The sequence below is a fragment of the Kluyvera sp. STS39-E genome (assembly GCF_040932435.1).
In the GTDB taxonomy this organism is placed as follows: Bacteria; Pseudomonadota; Gammaproteobacteria; order Enterobacterales; family Enterobacteriaceae; genus Kluyvera.
Genome location: NZ_JBFQGA010000007.1, coordinates 69,039 through 87,774, shown reverse-complemented (window position 1 = coordinate 87,774; position 18,736 = coordinate 69,039). Strand labels below are relative to the sequence as shown.

The 18,736-nt window shown below is 52.2% G+C and carries 18 protein-coding genes; 2 read left to right on the top strand and 16 right to left on the bottom strand.

Features of this window, described 5'->3' with window-relative positions; translation table 11 throughout:
- Window positions 1-20 precede the first annotated feature (20 nt).
- A complete protein-coding gene (locus AB4K05_RS16565) occupies window positions 21-1,250 on the top strand; it encodes a polysaccharide deacetylase family protein (RefSeq protein WP_368481040.1) in 1,230 nt (409 codons plus the stop codon).
- A 36-nt stretch (window positions 1,251-1,286) separates the two neighbouring features.
- Here AB4K05_RS16565 and panD read toward each other — a convergent pair whose 3' ends face one another.
- From panD to thpR, 16 genes are all read right to left on the bottom strand, one after another.
- Window positions 1,287-1,667 carry an aspartate 1-decarboxylase gene (gene panD / locus AB4K05_RS16560; RefSeq protein ID WP_368481039.1) on the bottom strand — a complete coding sequence of 127 codons (381 nt, stop codon included), beginning with the start codon at window positions 1,665-1,667 and terminating at the stop codon, window positions 1,287-1,289.
- A gap of 176 nt (window positions 1,668-1,843) precedes the next feature.
- Entirely contained in the window at window positions 1,844-2,692 is an 849-nt protein-coding gene (gene panC / locus AB4K05_RS16555; protein ID WP_368481038.1) for a pantoate--beta-alanine ligase, read from the bottom strand.
- 122 nt (window positions 2,693-2,814) lie between these two features.
- Window positions 2,815-3,606 (bottom strand): 3-methyl-2-oxobutanoate hydroxymethyltransferase, encoded by a 792-nt coding sequence (gene panB / locus AB4K05_RS16550; protein ID WP_368481037.1) that lies wholly within the window; start codon window positions 3,604-3,606, stop codon window positions 2,815-2,817.
- Between the two features lie 108 nt (window positions 3,607-3,714).
- Window positions 3,715-4,926 carry a fimbrial protein gene (locus tag AB4K05_RS16545; protein ID WP_368481036.1) on the bottom strand — a complete coding sequence of 404 codons (1,212 nt, stop codon included), beginning with the start codon at window positions 4,924-4,926 and terminating at the stop codon, window positions 3,715-3,717.
- On the bottom strand, window positions 4,919-5,506 hold the full coding sequence (locus AB4K05_RS16540; RefSeq protein ID WP_368481035.1) for a fimbrial-like protein: 588 nt from the start codon (window positions 5,504-5,506) through the stop codon (window positions 4,919-4,921). The genes AB4K05_RS16545 and AB4K05_RS16540 overlap by 8 nt, the downstream gene beginning before the upstream one ends.
- A 19-nt stretch (window positions 5,507-5,525) precedes the next feature.
- On the bottom strand, window positions 5,526-6,143 hold the full coding sequence (locus tag AB4K05_RS16535) for a fimbrial protein (protein WP_368481034.1): 618 nt from the start codon (window positions 6,141-6,143) through the stop codon (window positions 5,526-5,528).
- A 15-nt stretch (window positions 6,144-6,158) separates the two neighbouring features.
- Entirely contained in the window at window positions 6,159-6,665 is a 507-nt protein-coding gene (locus AB4K05_RS16530; RefSeq protein WP_368481033.1) for a fimbrial protein, read from the bottom strand.
- A gap of 53 nt (window positions 6,666-6,718) precedes the next feature.
- Window positions 6,719-9,331 carry an outer membrane usher protein gene (locus AB4K05_RS16525; protein WP_368481032.1) on the bottom strand — a complete coding sequence of 871 codons (2,613 nt, stop codon included), beginning with the start codon at window positions 9,329-9,331 and terminating at the stop codon, window positions 6,719-6,721.
- Window positions 9,332-9,363: 32 nt separating this feature from the next.
- A complete protein-coding gene (locus tag AB4K05_RS16520) occupies window positions 9,364-10,104 on the bottom strand; it encodes a fimbrial chaperone (protein WP_368481031.1) in 741 nt (246 codons plus the stop codon).
- A gap of 253 nt (window positions 10,105-10,357) precedes the next feature.
- Entirely contained in the window at window positions 10,358-10,954 is a 597-nt protein-coding gene (locus AB4K05_RS16515; RefSeq protein WP_368481030.1) for a fimbrial protein, read from the bottom strand.
- Between the two features lie 357 nt (window positions 10,955-11,311).
- Window positions 11,312-11,797, bottom strand: coding sequence for a 2-amino-4-hydroxy-6-hydroxymethyldihydropteridine diphosphokinase (folK, locus tag AB4K05_RS16510; protein ID WP_368481029.1), 486 nt, complete (start codon window positions 11,795-11,797; stop codon window positions 11,312-11,314).
- The gene (gene pcnB / locus AB4K05_RS16505) at window positions 11,794-13,191 is read right to left on the bottom strand and encodes a polynucleotide adenylyltransferase PcnB (protein WP_368481260.1); all 1,398 of its coding nucleotides are present in this window, start codon (window positions 13,189-13,191) and stop codon (window positions 11,794-11,796) included. The genes folK and pcnB overlap by 4 nt, the downstream gene beginning before the upstream one ends.
- A 55-nt stretch (window positions 13,192-13,246) precedes the next feature.
- The gene (gene gluQRS, locus AB4K05_RS16500; protein WP_368481028.1) at window positions 13,247-14,143 is read right to left on the bottom strand and encodes a tRNA glutamyl-Q(34) synthetase GluQRS; all 897 of its coding nucleotides are present in this window, start codon (window positions 14,141-14,143) and stop codon (window positions 13,247-13,249) included.
- A gap of 68 nt (window positions 14,144-14,211) precedes the next feature.
- Entirely contained in the window at window positions 14,212-14,667 is a 456-nt protein-coding gene (gene dksA / locus AB4K05_RS16495; protein ID WP_368481027.1) for an RNA polymerase-binding protein DksA, read from the bottom strand.
- A 156-nt stretch (window positions 14,668-14,823) separates the two neighbouring features.
- Window positions 14,824-15,546, bottom strand: a complete 723-nt coding sequence (gene sfsA / locus AB4K05_RS16490; RefSeq protein ID WP_368481026.1) for a DNA/RNA nuclease SfsA — start codon at window positions 15,544-15,546, stop codon at window positions 14,824-14,826.
- Between the two features lie 16 nt (window positions 15,547-15,562).
- The gene (gene thpR, locus AB4K05_RS16485) at window positions 15,563-16,096 is read right to left on the bottom strand and encodes an RNA 2',3'-cyclic phosphodiesterase (RefSeq protein ID WP_368481259.1); all 534 of its coding nucleotides are present in this window, start codon (window positions 16,094-16,096) and stop codon (window positions 15,563-15,565) included.
- Between the two features lie 72 nt (window positions 16,097-16,168).
- Here thpR and hrpB point away from each other — a divergent pair, with 72 nt between their 5' ends.
- Window positions 16,169-18,598, top strand: coding sequence for an ATP-dependent helicase HrpB (gene hrpB / locus AB4K05_RS16480; protein ID WP_368481025.1), 2,430 nt, complete (start codon window positions 16,169-16,171; stop codon window positions 18,596-18,598).
- The last annotated feature ends 138 nt before the right edge of the window (window positions 18,599-18,736 follow it).

The window sequence follows — 18,736 nt, the reverse complement described above, 5'->3', positions numbered from 1 at the left end:
TCCCGCTTTGGTTATTGCTCATGGCTATACGCGCTGTTGTTTTGTTTTTGTTGTTCCTCTCCGGCGGTGCCGTTGCCGCTTTGCCTATGCATTACATGCAAACCACCGAAGATGCGACGGTCTGGGCGCGCATTGGCAATAAAACCATGACGGTGGGAAATCTGCGCGCCGGGCAAATCATCGCCATTGAGCCCGACGTGGAGGATTATTACACCTTCAACTTTGGTTTCGGCAAAGGCTTTATCGATAAAGGCCACCTTGAGCCGGTACAGGGCCGTCAGCGGGTAGAAGATGGGCTGGGCGACTTGAATAAGCCGCTCAGCAATCAGAACTTAATCACCTGGAAAGATACGCCGGTTTATAACGCACCGGACATTAGCAGCGCGCCGTTTGGCACGTTGGCGGAAAACCTGCGCTACCCGGTGTTAAACCGCCTCAAAGACCACCTCAACCAAACTTGGTATCAAATCCGAATTGGCGATCGGCTGGCCTATATCAGCGCGCTGGACGCTCAGCCGGATAACGGCATCCCGATATTGACCTACCATCATATTCTGCGTGATGAAGAAAATACCCGTTTTCGGCATACCTCCACGACCACTTCGGTGCGCGCTTTCAGCAACCAGATGACCTGGCTACGTGATATGGGCTACACCACGTTGACCATGTATCAGTTGGAGGATTATCTACACAACCGCACCAACCTACCGGCGCGCGCGGTGGTGATTACCTTCGACGACGGTTTGAAATCGGTGAGTCGCTATGCTTGGCCGATACTAAAGCAGTACGGAATGAAGGCGACGGCGTTTATTATTTCGTCACGTATCAAGCGCCATCCGCAAAAGTGGGCGCCAAAATCGCTGCAGTTTATGAGTATTTCTGAACTGGAAGAGATTAAAGATGTATTCGACTTCCAGTCGCATACCCACTTCCTGCATCGGGTCGATGGCTACCGTCGCCCCATTTTGTTAAGCCGCAGCTACCACAATATTTTGTTTGATTTTGAACGCTCGCGAAGGGCATTGGCGCAGTTTAATCCGCATGTGCTGTATCTTTCTTATCCCTTTGGTGGTTATAACGCCACGGCGGTGAAAGCGGCGGGGGATGCCGGTTTTCATCTGGCGGTGACCACGGTAAAAGGGAAAGTGAAGCCGGGTGATAATCCGATGCTGCTCAAACGGTTGTATATTCTGAGGACGGATTCGCTGGAGACGATGGCGCGGTTAGTCAGTAACCAGCCGCAGGGGTAGAAGCTGGCGCTCGGCTATGCCAAGCGCCAGTGGGTATCAGGCAACCTGAACCGGAATGGCTTTCGCAGTACGTTTCATTTCGTTGTCGCCTTCAAAGTAGGCAACGTTCGGGCGCCAGCTGCGTGCTTCTTCGTCAGACATGGTGACGAAGCTGGCGATGATAACGATATCACCGACATCAGCGTTGTGTGCTGCTGCACCGTTGACGGAGATGATTTTAGAACCACGTTCCGCCGCAATGGCGTAGGTTGAGAAGCGTTTGCCGTTGTTAACGTTCCAGATATCAATGGCTTCGTTTTCCAGGATCCCCGCGGCGTCAAGGAAGTCCTGATCGATGGCGCAGGAACCTTCATAGTGCAGGTCAGACTGCGTGACCTTAACGCGGTGGAGTTTGCCCTGCAGCATAGTGCGAATCATAGCGTCTACCTTTAATTCTTAACGGAAACAAAGCAGTCAGCGACTGCCTTGAGAAATTTCGCAGGCAGTATTGCCCGATTTAAACGAGGTGTCCATCTGCGATTTTGCCAGCTGGCGAGAATTGCGTATCGTCACGCATATCGCTCTGCAAACGCTGTCGGCTGATGGCACCGGCGTTAGAGTTCTACGCTTTGATTATCAATCAAACGCGCCTTACCAAGCCAAGCGGCCATCAGGATAACCGCACGTTTGCTGTTTTCCGTCAGGTCGAGCAGGGTATCTGCATCGCGAATTTGGATGTCGTCCGCGCGGAAGCCTTTTTCGTTCAGCGCCTGTGCTGCCAAGGTAATCATTTCATCTTGGTCGCGCTCGCCGGCCTTCAGCTTCTCCGCCACGCTGTTCAGCACTTTATACAACCCCGGCGCGATCTTGCGTTGTTCTGCCGTCAAATAGCCGTTACGTGAGCTTAGCGCCAGACCGTCTTTGGCCCGAATAATCGGCACGCCGACGATCTCGATGTCATAGCCCATATCAGCGACCATCTTGCGCAGCAACGCTAATTGCTGGAAGTCTTTTTCACCAAAGCAGGCAATGTCGGGTTGGATCAGGTTGAAGAGCTTACTGACAATCGTGGAGACGCCACGGAAGTGACCCGGGCGGCTGGCGCCCTCCAGCATGGTCGAAAGACCCGGAACATCCACGAAGGTGTGGCTTTCGGTACCCTGCGGATAAATTTCGGCAACGGACGGCGCGAAGACGTAATCGACCTTACGCTTATTGAGCTTTTCACAGTCTTCTTGCAGCGTTCGCGGATAGTTAGCTAAATCCTCGGCGCGGTCGAACTGCATCGGGTTAACGAAAATACTCACGACCACGACGTCAGCGCGGGTCTTCGCTTCTTCAACCAGCGTCATATGACCGTCGTGCAGGTTGCCCATGGTCGGAACCAGCGCGACGCGCTTGCCTTCCTGACGCAGACGACGAATATGCTGACGCAGCAGCGGTAGGGTTTCGATAATTAACACAACAAGACTCCTTCAATACGATGCCTGATGGCGCTTCGCTTATCAGGCCTACGCGAGCGGTTTGTAGGCCGGATAAGACGCGTAGCGTCGCCATCCGGCGTAATGATGTACAGGCGAATAAATTAATGGAAACTGTGTTCTTCGCCCGGATATGCACCGGACTCGACTTCCGCCATATACTGCCGCACTGCGGCACGCATGTCGCCCGCTTCGGCGAGGAAATTTTTGGCGAATTTAGGAATGTGACCACCGGTGATGCCGAAAGCGTCGTGCATCACGAGGATCTGCCCATCGGTGACGTTGCCGGCACCGATACCAATCACCGGAATCGACAGCGCTTCAGTGACGCGTTTTGCCAACTCAACCGGCACACACTCCAGCACCAGCAGCTGTGCGCCAGCCGCTTCTAACGCCAGCGCATCATCCAGCAGCACTTGGCCCGCATCGCCGCGTCCCTGAACTTTGTAACCGCCAAAAATATTGACCGATTGCGGCGTTAGCCCCAGATGACCACATACCGGGACGGCGCGGTCGGTCAGCATTTTCACCGTATCAACCAGCCAAGCACCACCTTCAATTTTGACCATGTTGGCACCCGCACGCATCACCGCTGCCGCGTTTTCAAACGCCTGCTCTGGCGTGGCGTAAGCCATAAACGGAAGATCGGACAGCAGCAAGCAGAGAGGTGCCCCGCGGCGTACGGCGTGGGTGTGGTAGGCGATGTCTTCAACGGTCACCGGCAACGTGGAATCGTGTCCTTGGACGGTCATGCCCAGCGAGTCACCCACTAACATGACATTAATGCCTTCATCGGCAAACAGCTTCGCAAAGCTATAGTCATAAGCGGTAATGGTCGCAAAGCGCTTCTTTTCCTGCTTACATTTTTGTAGTAAGGCGATGGTAGTTGGTTTCATCGGGACCCCTGATTAGACAATAAGAATTTCCGCATTGTAGGGGATGATGACCGCGGGTGTTAGTGCTTTATGGCGAAGTAGGGCAGGGATTACCCCTGCCCAGTTGCATCAAGGGTAAGTGATGGTAAAGGTGCCGGTAGCCATAAATTCGCCTGCAACAATCGGTTGCTCACCGTCTTGCTTCATTCGGGCTTTGAAATCAAGTTTATGTACTGCACCATTTTGAATAATCGCCGAGAGCGTTGCTTCTGAATAGGATGGGCTATCGGCCTGCATTAAATCCTGATAGGCAGCCCCGCCGGGCACCATAAGCGTATTGCCGCTGATAATGTTGCTTTGGCCTGTTATCTGCACGCCCACGCCGCTGGCGAGTGCCTGCCCCTCAGTGGTTAACTTATTGGCTAACAAACTTTTGTCGGAGATGCCGACGTTGCTGGATGAGAGCTTCACCGCGATAAATTTGGTTTGCATGCAGCCGGTGAGCAAAATAGCGAAAGGAACGTTAGCGACGTTATCATTTATTAGCTGACCGGTGGTGTATCTGCCCATATCAATGGTATTCGGCGCGCCGCTGGTGCCAGTGACAACGGAGCCATAGCAGGTCGGGGGGGAAATATAGAGTTTGGAGCTGATGTTAATCGTCCAGTAACTGCCGTCTCCACTTGCGTTTTCCAGTCGAATGCCAGCGTCAGAGAAGGGGGCGTTTGGCAGCACGCCCGACGTCGCAAAAGTTACCGGCGCGGTAATTGAGTGCTCGTTAAAACTAAACGTATTGTCGGTGTAAAAATTGACCTGAATCTGAAAAATCATCCCGCCGATAAGCCTATTAAAACCATTGCCACAATAGGCCCATTGGGTGTCGCCAACAATATCCTGTTTTCCTGAGGGAAGATAAAATGAATTAGGAGCAAAGGTGGTATAGGCACCTCTTACACTGACGATATTGACATCGAAATATAACCCCTGATGGCTGGTTTTATAGAGCTGGTGGCCGCTATACGTCGGGCCAGCCACCAGGTTATGGGTGAAACGTAGGGTCTCGCCAATGGTGCCGCTTGGGCCATTTTTACAATAGAGACCACCTTGAGAGTCAAAATTAATCGGCGGCAGGTTAACGCCGGTACTGGCGAGCGAAGTATTGGTTCGGAACACCATATTTGTGCTCTGAAAAGGCATCAGCAGCAAGCTGAATGATGCGGGGTTGTTGGCGTTGCTGCCATCCAGCGCACCCAGCATCAGATAGATTGCCTGCGCGGAAAACGAGGTCATCACGGTCGCCAGCATGGTCAGGCTCAGAAGCAGTTTTTTCAGTTTATTCATAGGAAACATCCACAATCACTTTGCTCTGGATTAGCCCAGGGGTCACGGCGCTGCCGCTGCTGATTTTTTGCATTCGCGAATAGAAGCGCCACTCCGAGCCATCCAGCGTGCTGGCATCAATGGGGAAGATTGCGCGGGATGCGCCATGACTATCCAGAACATTGAAGCGCTCGGCGTCATCTTGGGCGGAAAAAATGACGACGCCTACGTTTTTCGCGCCATAACTCTGATTGACAATATCGTTGGCGAAAACCTGTTGGTTATCGGCGGGGAGTTGGCCGCTACTTGGGTGAAAATCCATTTTTAGCTGTGATTTCGCGTTACCGTCTGATGCGCACTCAACAACACGGATAGCAAAAGTCACGCCGCCAGGATAATCATCATTGGCGGTGACGGTATCGGAAAAATAATCCAGTTTTTGGGTGCCGAGATTAACAAATGCATTGCTGATTTCGGTTTTGCAGGTGTTATTGATAATGGTTGCAGTCATATCAACATCGGTATCGGCGCAAAGTACCGCAGAAAACAACCACGCCACGCTACCCGCAGCAATGGAAGAGGAAATGTTTCGCCGTCTCATTATCTTTCATCCTTAAAGATTATTCGTAGGTGATGTTGAAGGTTGCCGGGGACTTAAACTGGCCCGCGACGACTTGTGTGCGTTGTTTACCGGGTGTTACGACTAGGCGGGCGCTCAGTGGGTAATCGACTGTGGCCGTGCCGCTGGCCGTGGAGATGTTCACTTGTTGCGTATTGCGATTGGCACAATTGAATTGCACGCTACCGCCACTTTGCGGCGTGTTCGTCGTCCAGACCTCAACGGCGACATTCGCTGCCGCAATATCCTGTTCTAAACTGGGGATAAAACCGTTGGCAAAGTCTGGGGAGTTCCCCGTGGTGCCCGCACAACCGATTCCTTTTGGCAACAGCGTGATGTTCGCTTTGCGGCCCGGTACGCCTACGCAATCGGTAAATTGCAGCTTAAACGTTTTGACTTTATTACCTAGCTCAGAGGTGTAGACGTCGCCGAAAGCGACTTCGGAGATAATACTGTTTCCGCTATCACGTAACGTTGCCGTACAGGTGCCGACGGTGATATCGCTGGTGACGTTAAGCGTTATGTGGGGAGTCGCTTTCATCTCCGCATGTGATGAGAAGCTCAGCCCCTCTACAATCCACATTGCGCATAGCGCCAGGCGAGCGATTGTTTGATTCATTCGATTCATCCCTGATCACTGATAGATGAAGTTAAATATCACTTGCGCGTCGAAGGAACCCGCTGACCCGCTGCCGGGTGTGGTTTCACGCAAGGCCGCGGTCATTTCGAGCCCGGAGGTGAACTCTTCGCTTGTCCATGTTAGGGCGGTCGTATTATCGGGTTTGATAAATCCGCTATCGTCGCTGCCGCGGCGTTTAAATCCGATGCCGATATTTGCCGCAGGCGTCCCACGAGTTGAGGTGTTGTTGACCAGATTTCCAGAAACTGACGCAGCCTGGATTTTGGTTATGATGCCAGTGGTATAGCTGCTGCATTCATCATGTACAAACTTAAAGTCGGCTTGTGCGGCGGCATCGCCTTTGATAATTTTATCCAGCCCGACGCTGGGAATCGTTAATGTGTATGTGTCATCAGAACCGCCTGTTAACTGCGAACCGTTCAGTGATTGCAGCGTAATAAGACATGTGTTTTCCACAATCTGGGCTTTAAAATCGATATCAATATTTTGCGCAATGCCCATGTGCGGGAATAACAGATATAACGAGCCCCAAAAAACGCTAAAGACTCTTAGTTTCATTGTGCCCCCTGGCCGGATGTCGATTTACAGATCACATTGTTGAGCAGCAGCATTTTGCTTTGGCCGATGGTCAACGGCGTTTCAGGGAAACGGTACTCTGCTCGGCACTGTTTTTGTTGGCTCTTCTCATTCCAGCGCAGCGTCAGTTCCCCCTGCGGACCAATGCCGCGGACAAATGCCTGCCCGCCTTGCCCTACGGTGCCAATTGACTGCCCGTTTTCGGACACGTCGGCGGCAAAAGGTAGCGGCAAGCCATCGTCGCGCGTGATATTGATAACGGCGGCGAGGCGCTGATCGGTTTCAAAGTTGCTAAAGATAACGGCGCCATTGCCCGGAATAACGGTGGTGCTGGTGCTCTTTAGCTCCACATCGTCTTCCATATTATCTATATTGAGCGACACCTGATTTTCATGGTAAGCACTGAGCGCAGAGGCGGCGCCATATCCCCAGCGATCAATGGTGTTATTGCCATAGTTAATGCGTGCGCCTTTCGCTCCAGGGGCTTTGACCAGTACCAGCGTATCGTTATCGCTAAAGTTGTCATTCGTGAAGGTCAAACCGCCACGATGCAAAATAAATCCGCCATCGGTACTCAAAGAGTACTGCCGGTTTTGCTCGTTATTGGCCGATGCCGAGCCTGAAAGACTTCCCCATGGGGATTCATAGCTGGCGTAGCCACCGACGGAACTCAGGTTTTTATCCTGATTTTGGATGGCATAACTGGTGTTCAGGCTGTAGCTCACCGTATTGTCTTCACTTCCACCATTGCTACTGAGATTAAATTGGTGATTGCCTTTCATATCGCTATTCATCTGGGCATCAACGGAGCGGAATCCCGAGCGAGGAGTTGCGCCGCCAGTGAAATTATTCAACGGGATGCTGAAGCTCAGGTAAACCGCGTCGTCCTTTTGGCCTGACTCATTCCAAGTACGTTGAACGCTAACGGTATAACTTCCCCAAGACACGCCTTTGCTGTAGCCCATGCTGTAGTCGCTACGGCTATGGTCATCCTGCCAGTAATCTGACCAACTACCTGATAAATAAAAAGAACCGTAATCTGTGTTATCAATTTTCAGCGGTTGGTTGATACTGACCGTAAACTGGTTTCTCAGGCGAGAGTAGTTGTTCATCGTATTTTTCGATGACCCGTTGGAAGTGTTGCGTGCATCGTCAATCAGCGTGAGCGCATCATTTAAGCCGAGGTAATCTTGTGTTGAATAGCGGTAGGCCGCCAAGTTTAGCGACGTATCGGTTGGGCCAAATAATTTGTTCCAGCTTAAGCGATAGCTTTGCCCCTGATAGGTTTTATCGTCCGGAATATCGGTTTTCGAATGGGTAACATCCAGTGCAAACGCTCCCATTGGCGTATTCAGACCGACACCGAGTAAACCTGCCAGGTAATTATCGTCCGTCATCTGAATACCGGTGTAGCCGGTCAGGAAGTTGTTAAGACCATAATAAAACGAGCCCTGGATGAGATTAGGTTCATGGCGCAGCTGATTGTTAACCACCTTTCCCGCTGAAATATCCCAACGGCCAATGCCCGGACGCTGCATCTGGATAACGGAGGAGAAGGGCTGGGTGAAGGTATGCTTTGAATGATCGGCTTCTTCCACGGTGACGACCAGGTCGTTGCCGTAGCCTGAAGGCGTCAGATCATCAATCACAAATGCGCCAGGCGGCACCGTTGCTTCATAGATTTTGTAGCCGCCCTGCGTCACGGTCACTTTGGCATTGGTATTCGCCACGCCGCGGATAATCGGCGAAAAACCGGCCAGCGCTGAGGGGAGCATACGCGCATCACTATACAGACGCGCACCCCTGATACTAACGGAGTCGAACGTTTCCCCGGTAGTGTAAGATTCGCCAAGTATCAGCTGTGAGCGCAGTGTGGAAAGATCACGCTGCAGGTAGCGGTTTTGAAAATCGAACGCGCTTTGACCGTCGCTATTCCAGCTATAGTTACCGCGAGCGCGCAGACGCCAGGCACCTAGGTTGATCCCTGCATTTAGCCCGGAATAGATGCTATCCGAATGACTCTCTCCTGTATTGCTATGGTAGGCGTTGGCACTGTAAGAGAGCAGTGCGGCGTTAATGCCTTCATCCCAAAGCGAGGGATCGATATCGTCATGATATTTTTTAACTAACCAAGCCTGTGGTACCTGAATGTTTAATTGTTGATCGCCATTATTGTAACTTAGCGTGGCGCCTTCAATAAGACGTGGAAGATTAAGGCAATCCTCATTTTCGCCATCACGCTTAAGTAAGATGGCGTTTTCATCAATGTGCTCAGGAAGACGAATATGCAGCTGCGCCAGATTTTTACGCGTCAGGCAGGCATGCGCTGTTTTTCCTCCGGTATCAACAAAAGGGATGCTCAGACCCGCCGCAGAGGCGTCATTAACGGTGGTATTAACGTCGTATATCCCTGCTGGTGTTGGGTTACCCTCAGAAAATCTGCTGATATCGATGCTCGATGCCGCGCCTCCCATCAGGAATGAGCTGTCGTATTCAATATTTTCGGCCGCACTCACCCCTTGCCCCCAGATGCAGGTAATTAATGCTGCACCAAGCGTTGTCCTTGGAAAAATCGATTCTTTAGGCGACATAAGCATCCTTGCTTGAATAGAAACCATAAAAATTAATTAATGCGGGCCTCTCCATGGCTGATGCCGCCGTAATCATTAATGGTGGAATAAACTATTTTTGCACCTGCTGGGGTTCCGGACAGGCCCTGGATGTTAAACGTCGTGTTTACGCCGGGTGCGGCCATTGTGGCAGCAATGGCATAGCTCCGGCCGTTTGCTTGCAGCTTCGCGTCATTGAAAGAAACGTGATAAACGGTTGGGTTGGTGACTCGCACAATGGTATGACCCTGACTATTTTCCAGTTTCCATTTTAGTTTAGCGGGAGCCTCAGCCGGGTTTCCCGGCAGCCCCTGTGGGCGCCAGAACAACTTAATGCGTGTGCGAAAAGCGAGTTGCAGTAAATTTTGATTTTTTTCGTTGTCTTTGATTTTTGGTGGTACTTCGAGCACGTTGAACCAAAATACGCTTTCTTTGTCATTAGGTAGCGTGGTGCTGCCGGTAAACATAATTTTTACCGTCTGACCCTGTTTAGATTCTATCCTTGAGACCGGCGGTGTAGAGATAAAAGGAACTTTGATGGTTCCTGGGTCAGCGTTGTCATCACCCGTATCCAGCCAGTTTTGTACCAGCAGTGGGCTGGCCCCTTTATTTTCAAGGCGAACGCTAACGTTTTTCTGCCCTTCCGGATAAATAACGCGAGTGCCAGAAATTACGATATCTGCGTGCGCGAATGGGCTAATCAACCCCAAAATGAACGGTAAGATAGAAAATCCATTTTCCAAATATTTTTTCATATGCACTCCGATGCATTCTAAAATAAAACTTTTTCTCTCTAAGTATTAAAATTCAACACGATAAAAAATTGGGCTTGTAGTATTTGCTATCTAAGCATGATGGGGGCAGGTAAAGTGTGTTAATATATTAAGTATCCACCTCTGGCAAATTTCTGCCAGAAGCAGATACCTGATAATGTGATGTGTAACTTTATCTCAATGAGTAGATACTGCAGCTAAAAATTTTAGCTAATGAAATAAAGCATTAATGATGTTACTCGTAAGATAAAGAATAAACGGCATTAGAGGAAACAAAGCCTGCCTTAACCGCGTCTGAGCTATTCGCTTTTACATAAGAAACCTGGAAATTATAGGTTGCTATTTTGCTAGTAGTATCGAGCGTTTGGGTATGTACATCGGCTGGGTTGTTCAGTTTAACCTGAACCGGTGTACCTAAAGTCACATCGTGAATGGCAAGGTTGACGCCTTTAGCCGCTTCAATACCCGCTGATACAACATTCTCGTTGTTATCCAGCGTTCCTTTGCTGTTAGCGTAGGAAGGTGAGCCCATAACCAGATTAACTTTGGTATCTTCGCCAGTCGCTTTACTACAATCAACAAGAATAGAAAAATCGGCCGGCTTTGCACCGACAGCAGCAGCCTGAACCTCAGAAGTGATATCATCGACTTTAGCTTTATCCAAGGTAACGACAGACGTACCGGATACGGTGGCAGCACCATTAGACTTCAGCGTGGTTGCGCAAGTGCCCGCTTCTACCATGCCTTGAAAATCAATCTGGCCACCGTCTTCAAAAGCCATAACCGATCCAGAAGCCAAAACAAGACTAGCGGCGAGAAGTGTTTTTTTCATTGAGCATATCCTTATTAATAACATGATGTACATAAGCCTGTTCCAAGGCTGGTAAGTAATTTTATATATAGATTAGTTTTTTTCTTATGCTGTGTAAAATCACCAGAATTAATTTTTTTTAACGCTCGTATAATTTTTATATTGGAAATATCAATTATATTTGCTGGGTGTATGGATTGGGTTTTTTTTTGCACTTATATTGCGTTTTACATATTAAATATGAATTGATTTATCAGTAAAAACACGTGCATTAATTTTTCTTAATTATGAATTTAAAAAAATTAAAAAATACGAAGCAAGCTGAAATTGTCTTCAGCATGATAGATGCGTTTGTAACATAGAGTCTATATTATTAGGCTATTTTTCCCAGCGCAATGGCTCGGGAAAGCGTTTTTGATGTATCAGGTGTTTAAGGGATGAACCATCCGGAAAAGATAACGTTGGCGCAATCTCAAACAGTGGCCACAGCATAAAACCTCGATTTTTCATATCGTAATGCGGCACGGTTAAGCGTGGAGTATTAATAACTTCGTTACCGAACAGCATAATATCGAGATCTAGCGTGCGTGGCCCCCAGCGTTCTGCCTTGCGTACGCGGCCCTGCTGCAGTTCGATGTGCTGGGTATGGTTGAGCAGCGCTTCCGGCGAGAGCGTAGTCTCCAGCGCCACGGCAGCGTTTAGATAATCGGGCTGATCCTGCGGGCCTAGCGGTGGAGTCCGGTAAAAAGAAGATACCGCGACAAGGCGCGTTTGCGGGATTTCACCCAGCGCCTTGACGGCAGCATTGACCTGCTCAAGTGGTGAGGCGAGGTTGCTGCCTAATGCGATATAAACCAGCGTCACGCGCTGCCTTCACGGCGTGGCGCACGTTTACGTGGGCGACGATGACGACGGCGGTTATCCGGCTCTTCATCCAGCTCATTGAGCATGTCTTTTTGCGCCGGCGGCGCCAGTACCTGGAACTCGCTCCACCATTCGGTCAGGCTTTGCAGTTCACGATTATTTTCGGCTTCAGCACGCAGTGCCAGCAGGTCGTAAGCGGCGCGGAATTTAGGATGTTCCATCAGCTTCCAAGCGCGTTTACCCTGACGGCGAGACATACGCAGCTGCAATTGCCAGATGTCACGTACCAGCGCAGTAATGCGTTTCGGAATGGCCAGCGAACGGCAGGCTTCATCCAGCACGTCGTTCATCGCCAGCGCGAAGGCGTCGTGATAGGTAAGGCCGCTTTCTTGGGTAATTTTCTGCGCCATTTCCAGCAGCGGATACCAGAACATCGCTGCAAACAGGAACGCCGGGTTAACGCGCATATCGTTATGAATGCGGTTATCGGTGTTCTTCAGCACCTGCGCAATGATGCGCTCCATCGGGCTGTCGCCCTCTTCGGTGAAGTAGCGGGTGATGGTCGGGAACAGTGGCTGGAACAGATTGTATTCACGCAGCAGCTTATACGTTTCATAACCGTAGCCCGCCTGCAGCAGTTTGAGCGCTTCTTCAAACAGACGCGCCGGCGGCACATCGTTCATCAGCATTGCCAGACGTGGAATAGGCTCGGCGGTTTCCGGGCTGATACGCATGCTCAGCTTGGCGGCGAAACGCACGGCGCGCAGCATCCGCACCGGATCTTCGCGGTAGCGGGTTTCCGGGGAGCCAATCAGACGAATCACACCATCTGACAGATCCTGCATGCCGCCTACGTAGTCGCGGACGGAAAAGTCGGCCACGCTGTAATAGAGACTGTTGATAGTAAAGTCACGGCGCTGGGCATCGTCTTCGATGGAACCGAAGATGTTGTCGCGCAGCAGCATGCCGTTTTGCCCACGCTGTGAGGTGGTACGGTCAGACTGACCCTCTTCGTGATGACCACGGAAAGTGGCCACCTCAATAATCTCCGGGCCGAACATGACGTGGGCCAAACGGAAACGGCGACCAACCAAGCGGCAGTTACGGAACAGCTTACGCACCTGATCGGGCGTCGCGCTGGTGGTCACATCGAAATCTTTCGGTTTTTTGCCTAAAAGCAGGTCGCGGACACCGCCGCCAACGAGGTAGGCCTCGTAGCCTGATTTATTCAGACGATAAAGAACCTTGAGGGCGTTCTCGCTAATATCTTTGCGGGAAATAGCGTGCTGCTCGCGCGGAATCACGGTCATAGAAAGTTTTGCGACGGCGTTTTCAGCCTCGCTCTCCTCACGGCTTAGCACCTTGCGGCAGAAATTAGCGACTCGGGTAAAAATGGTGCACCTCGGTAATATCAGTATCCAGGACAAAAAAATAGCGGCTAATCATAGCTCAGCATAACGCATTTGAGAATGGCGGATTGATCTTCGCCGTCTCAGGCACGGTGGAAAGCGACCACATATTGACCGCATTTTGCAATAATTCCGCCGTATTGAGATCCTGCCATTGTGCTGGCGTATCCTGGCCCAAAAAGTGTAGCGCCTGAATAAGCACCGGGCGCGGATCGCCGCTTGGAAGAGCAGGTGCATGATTTTGCTTGGAAAGCTTAGCACCTTCTGCCGTCAATGCCAGCGGCAAATGAATATAGTCAGGGGCCTGCCAGCCGAACTGCTGGTAGAGCGAAATTTGCCGGACGGTGGGCTCAATTAAATCTGCACCGCGCACAATTTCGGTCACCCCCTGAAAATGGTCATCGACCACCACGGCCAGGTTATAGGCGAACAATCCATCGCGACGGTGAATAATAAAATCTTCCCGGGCTAGGCGTTCGTCGGCCTGTAGGGTGCCGCGCAGCGTGTCGTGAAATGCGGTGACGGGATGCAATTGACGCAGACGTAAGGCGGCATTTTCCGGGCCATGATGAAGGTCACGGCAATGCCCATCGTAGGTGCCACCAACGCTTTGGATACGCGCTCGTGTACAGGTACAGAAATAGCACAAGTCCTGCTCTTTCAGCCAAGCTAACGCTTCACGGTAGGCGTCATGACGTTGAGACTGCCATAGAATGTCGCCATCCCAGTGCAGGCCGTAATGTTCCAGTTGATGCAAAATGGTGGTTGCAGCACCGGGAACTTCACGAGGGGGATCGATATCTTCAATGCGGACTCGCCAAATGCCCTGCTGGGCGCGAGCGCGTAGATAGCTGCCAAGTGCGGCAATCAGCGAACCAAAATGCAGTTCACCGGAAGGTGAGGGGGCGAAACGCCCGATATAAGGTTGTGGTGACATGGCTTATTGCAATAAAACAACAAGGCGGGAAGTGACTCCCGCCTTGAAGATAGAGTGTTAGCGTTCTCTTAACCTGCCATCTGCTTTTCGCGGATTTCTGCCAGCGTTTTGCAGTCAATGCACAGGTCGGCCGTTGGGCGCGCTTCCAGACGACGAATACCAATTTCAACACCACAGGATTCGCAGTAGCCGAAATCTTCATCTTCGACTTTCTTCAACGTCTTCTCGATCTTTTTGATCAGCTTACGTTCACGATCGCGGTTACGCAGCTCAAGGCTGAACTCTTCTTCCTGCGCGGCACGGTCTACCGGGTCAGGGAAGTTTGCAGCTTCGTCCTGCATATGTGTAACGGTGCGATCGACTTCATCCCTAAGTTGATTACGCCATGCTTCAAGAATACGTCGGAAGTGCGATAGCTGGGCTTCGTTCATATACTCTTCGCCCGGTTTCACCTGGTACGGCTCCACCCCAGCGATGGACAGAATACTCAGGGACGATGTTTTACGGTTTTGCCCTTCTTGCATGTTGTTTCTCCTTAACACGCACTATCGATCCCCGTGTTCGGGGGAAAAATCAGGCCGCTATAAATAGCAGATGCTTTTCCGGATGGCAATTATCTAAACGTAACACTTGACAATGCTGTGAGGAAAAGCGTATTTGCGCCGCAGCCCGAACACTTTCTATGCAAATTCACCCGTGGTCAACGAAACGGGTAACGGCGATATCAGAGTCATATTATCGGCAGAAAGTTCCGCTTTATAAGCCAAAATCTCCACCCCCTTTATGTGTGCCTCATTCAATAGCTTTGCGTATCGTGCATCAATATGGTGTGCAGGAGAGAAATATTCAATGGTTGAATGCAAGATTGCAAACAGTAAAACGGCGCGCTCTCCGTCCGCCACAACACCCATCAGCTCGCGTAAATGCTTCTGACCCCGCACCGTGACAGCGTCGGGGAAATAACCCAATTCATTTTCAGCAAGCGTTACCGACTTCACTTCAATATAGCATCTCGGGCGATCATCTGCCTGTAACATGATATCAATCCTGCTGTTTTCCTCACCGTATTTCACTTCACTTTTCAGCGTGTTGTAGCCGGTGAGTTCAGGAATATTTCCCGCCTCGATTGCTTCTTTTGCTAGAGCATTCGCTCTTAGCGTGTTGACGCAGATAAATGCGCCATTTTGTGTTTGGGTGAGCTCCCAGGTATGCGGATATTTGCGTTTAGTGTTTTGCGATGTTGAATACCACACGGTATCGCCTGGCGTGGCACAACCGGTCATCGCGCCGGTATTTGGACAGTGCAGAGTGAAGATTTCACCTGTGGGTGTAACCACATCGGCAAGAAAGCGTTTATAGCGTTTAATTAACGTGGCGGACTGGAGCGGTGGCGTAAATTGCATCGGATTTCCTTAGAGCCTATTTATTGCTGAGCGTCCAGCGCTGTAATGGCGTATATCGCGTGCGCCCTGCGCTATAACGCGATTCGTACAGAACAAACTCCGTCACCGGAAAGTCCCAGTGAAAGCCGGGGGCGGGGATTGCCACCGCCTGACCGGCGTTGCGCAGCAACGTAAGATGGGGATGAAACGGCTGCGGGCTCTGATAGCACCCGCTGCGGGCGGCCTGTGCACGAAGCATGTTGGCGAGCTGCAGCAACCCGCGCGGCGGTTGGCGAGTACCGAGCCACACCACGCGAGAACGCAGCCACTGCCCGGCATCATCAAGCTGCAGCGTGAAGTCCGGCTGATGGATGCGTCCAGCCATCGATGCCAGCGCGCGCTGTTTTTCCGCACTGACTTCGCCGAGAAACGCCAACGTGATGTGCATATTGGCGGCAGCCACCGGTACACCAGCGTCGGCGGGAAAGTTATCCGCTCGCCATTGCACCAGCTGTTTGCGGATTTTCGCCGGGATCTCAATGGCGAAAAACAGTCTTTTTGACTCAGACATCATGGGTACTCGGTTATGAATTGACGCGATGCTACAATGTCCGCCGTTTAATGTTAACCCCTGGAGCCATTCGTGTCCCTGTTGCCGGTCGCAAGTATCCTTCCTGAACTGCTTCTCGCCTTACGACAATCCCCACAGGTGTTGCTTAATGCGCCGACAGGGGCCGGTAAGTCGACCTGGCTGCCGCTGCAAATTTTACGTGATGGCGCAATCGAAGGTCGTATTCTGCTGCTGGAGCCGCGTCGGCTGGCGGCGCGCAACGTGGCCCAGCGTCTGGCTGAACTGCTGGGCGAGAAACCGGGCGAGACGGTGGGCTACCGAATGCGTGCTGAAACCTGCGTTAGCTCCGCGACGCGCTTGGAAGTGGTGACTGAAGGGATCTTGACTCGCATGATCCAGCACGATCCTGAACTTTCCGGCGTAGGTCTGGTGATCCTCGATGAATTCCACGAACGCAGTCTGCAGGCGGATCTCGCGCTGGCGCTTTTGCTGGACGTACAACAGGGGCTTCGCGATGACCTGAAGCTGCTTATCATGTCAGCGACGTTGGATAACGACAAACTCCAGCAGTTGCTGCCGCAGGCTCCGACGATTATCTCCCTGGGCCGCGCCTTCCCGGTTGAACGCCGATACCAGTCACTGCCGCCGCATCAGCGCTTTGACGAAGCGGTCGCTATCGCAACGGCCGAGCTTTTGCGTACTGAGCCGGGTTCACTACTGCTGTTTTTGCCCGGCGTGGGCGAGATCCAACGGGTACAGAACTTTCTCGCGGAACGCGTGGCTGACGATGTGCTGCTCTGCCCTTTATATGGCGCGCTGTCGCTCGCAGAACAGCGCCAGGCAATTCTTCCGCCGCCGCCGGGCAAACGCAAAGTGGTGCTAGCGACCAATATCGCGGAAACCAGCCTGACCATTGAAGGTATTCGGTTGGTGGTGGATTGCGCTCAGGAGCGCGTCGCACGCTTTGACGTCCGTAGCGGGCTGACGCGTCTGCTTACGCAACGTATCAGCCAAGCGTCGATGACCCAGCGTGCGGGACGCGCTGGGCGGCTGGAGCCGGGCGTGTGTGTCCATCTGCTGGCAAAAGAGCAGGCAGAGCGGGCGACGGCGCAAAGCGATGCCGAAATTTTACAAAGCGATCTTTCGTCGCTGTTGCTTGAACTATTGCAGTGGGGATGCGCCGACCCGACGCAGCTCAACTGGCTGGATCAACCGCCTGTTGCCAATCTCGCGGCGGCGCGTCGATTGTTGACGCAACTGGCGGCGCTGGCCGATGGGCGTTTGACGGCCAAAGGGCAGAAAATGGCCTCGTTGGGCAACGATCCGCGACTGGCGGCAATGCTGGTGGCGGCGCAGACCGATGATGAAGTGGCAACGGCAGCGCGGCTGGCTGCCATTCTCGAAGAGCCACCGCGCGGCGCCAATCATGATCTGCTCCAAGCATTTTCCCGCCCGCAGGGGCAGTGGCAGGTGCGTAGCCAGCAGCTCTACAAGCGTCTAAATCGCCGCGCAGGGCAGGTTGACAGCGATGCCATTCCGGCACTGTTGGCGCAGGGGTTCCCCGACCGTATCGCTCGTCGGCGTGGACAAGAAGGGCGCTACCAGCTGGCAAACGGGATGGGGGCGATGCTGGATGCAGACGACGCTTTAAATCGTCATGAATGGCTGATTGCCCCGCTGCTGTTACAGGGCAATGCTTCACCGGATGCTCGCATTTTGCAGGCCTGCGCGCTAGATATCGATGCGCTCATTGGCCGCTGCCCTCAATTGCTTCAACAATCTGACACGATTGAGTGGGATGATGAGCGAGGCACGCTAAAGGCGCTACGCCGCAGTCAGATTGGTCAGCTAACCTTAAGCGTTCGTCCGCTGGCGAAACTCTCAGAGAGCGAGCTTCATCAGGCGATGCTGACCGGTATTCGCGAGAAAGGATTAAGCGTACTCGACTGGACGAGCGCCGCGCAGCAGCTACGCTTGCGTTTACAGTGCGCTGCGCGCTGGCTGCCGGAAGAGGCATGGTCTGCGGTAGACGATGCTACGCTGCTTGATGAGCTGGAAAACTGGCTGTTGCCGCATATGACCGGCGTTCACTCTTTGCGTGGGCTGAAATCGGTGGATATTTACCAAGCGCTGCGCGATCGGCTGCCGTGGTCATTACAACAACGTCTGGAGAGTTCTTTGCCAACTCATTACACTGTGCCGACGGGAAGCCGAATTGCCATTCGCTATGATGAAGATAATCCTCCCGCGCTGGCGGTGCGGATGCAGGAAATGTTTGGTGAAGCCAGTACCCCGACTATCGCCCAAGGGCGCGTGGCATTGGTACTGGAGCTACTTTCACCCGCGCAGCGGCCACTGCAGATCACCCGTGATTTAAGCGCGTTCTGGCAAGGGGCGTACCGCGAGGTGCAAAAAGAGATGAAAGGGCGTTATCCGAAGCACGTCTGGCCGGACGATCCGGCGAACACCGCGCCCACGCGGCGGACGAAAAAGTATTCATGATTTTCCCCCTCTCCCTGTGGGAGAGGGCCGGGGTGAGGGCATCAGCGTGTACGTTTCCCCCTCACCCTAACCCTCTCCCTCAAGGGAGAGGGGATTGATCGAGCGGAAAATTGAGAGATATCTTCTTCTGTCACAGGA

What these genes read in the sequence shown, in the direction of transcription:
- AB4K05_RS16565 (WP_368481040.1), top strand. Translation starts at nt 21, where the DNA reads ATGGCTATACGCGCTGTTGTTTTGTTTTTGTTGTTCCTCTCCGGCGGT.
- panD (WP_368481039.1), bottom strand. Translation starts at nt 1,667, where the DNA reads ATGATTCGCACTATGCTGCAGGGCAAACTCCACCGCGTTAAGGTCACG.
- panB (WP_368481037.1), bottom strand. Translation starts at nt 3,606, where the DNA reads ATGAAACCAACTACCATCGCCTTACTACAAAAATGTAAGCAGGAAAAG.
- AB4K05_RS16545 (WP_368481036.1), bottom strand. Translation starts at nt 4,926, where the DNA reads ATGAATAAACTGAAAAAACTGCTTCTGAGCCTGACCATGCTGGCGACC.
- AB4K05_RS16540 (WP_368481035.1), bottom strand. Translation starts at nt 5,506, where the DNA reads ATGAGACGGCGAAACATTTCCTCTTCCATTGCTGCGGGTAGCGTGGCG.
- AB4K05_RS16535 (WP_368481034.1), bottom strand. Translation starts at nt 6,143, where the DNA reads ATGAATCAAACAATCGCTCGCCTGGCGCTATGCGCAATGTGGATTGTA.
- AB4K05_RS16530 (WP_368481033.1), bottom strand. Translation starts at nt 6,665, where the DNA reads ATGGGCATTGCGCAAAATATTGATATCGATTTTAAAGCCCAGATTGTG.
- AB4K05_RS16525 (WP_368481032.1), bottom strand. Translation starts at nt 9,331, where the DNA reads ATGTCGCCTAAAGAATCGATTTTTCCAAGGACAACGCTTGGTGCAGCA.
- AB4K05_RS16520 (WP_368481031.1), bottom strand. Translation starts at nt 10,104, where the DNA reads ATGAAAAAATATTTGGAAAATGGATTTTCTATCTTACCGTTCATTTTG.
- AB4K05_RS16515 (WP_368481030.1), bottom strand. Translation starts at nt 10,954, where the DNA reads ATGAAAAAAACACTTCTCGCCGCTAGTCTTGTTTTGGCTTCTGGATCG.
- gluQRS (WP_368481028.1), bottom strand. Translation starts at nt 14,143, where the DNA reads ATGTCACCACAACCTTATATCGGGCGTTTCGCCCCCTCACCTTCCGGT.
- dksA (WP_368481027.1), bottom strand. Translation starts at nt 14,667, where the DNA reads ATGCAAGAAGGGCAAAACCGTAAAACATCGTCCCTGAGTATTCTGTCC.
- sfsA (WP_368481026.1), bottom strand. Translation starts at nt 15,546, where the DNA reads ATGCAATTTACGCCACCGCTCCAGTCCGCCACGTTAATTAAACGCTAT.
- thpR (WP_368481259.1), bottom strand. Translation starts at nt 16,096, where the DNA reads ATGTCTGAGTCAAAAAGACTGTTTTTCGCCATTGAGATCCCGGCGAAA.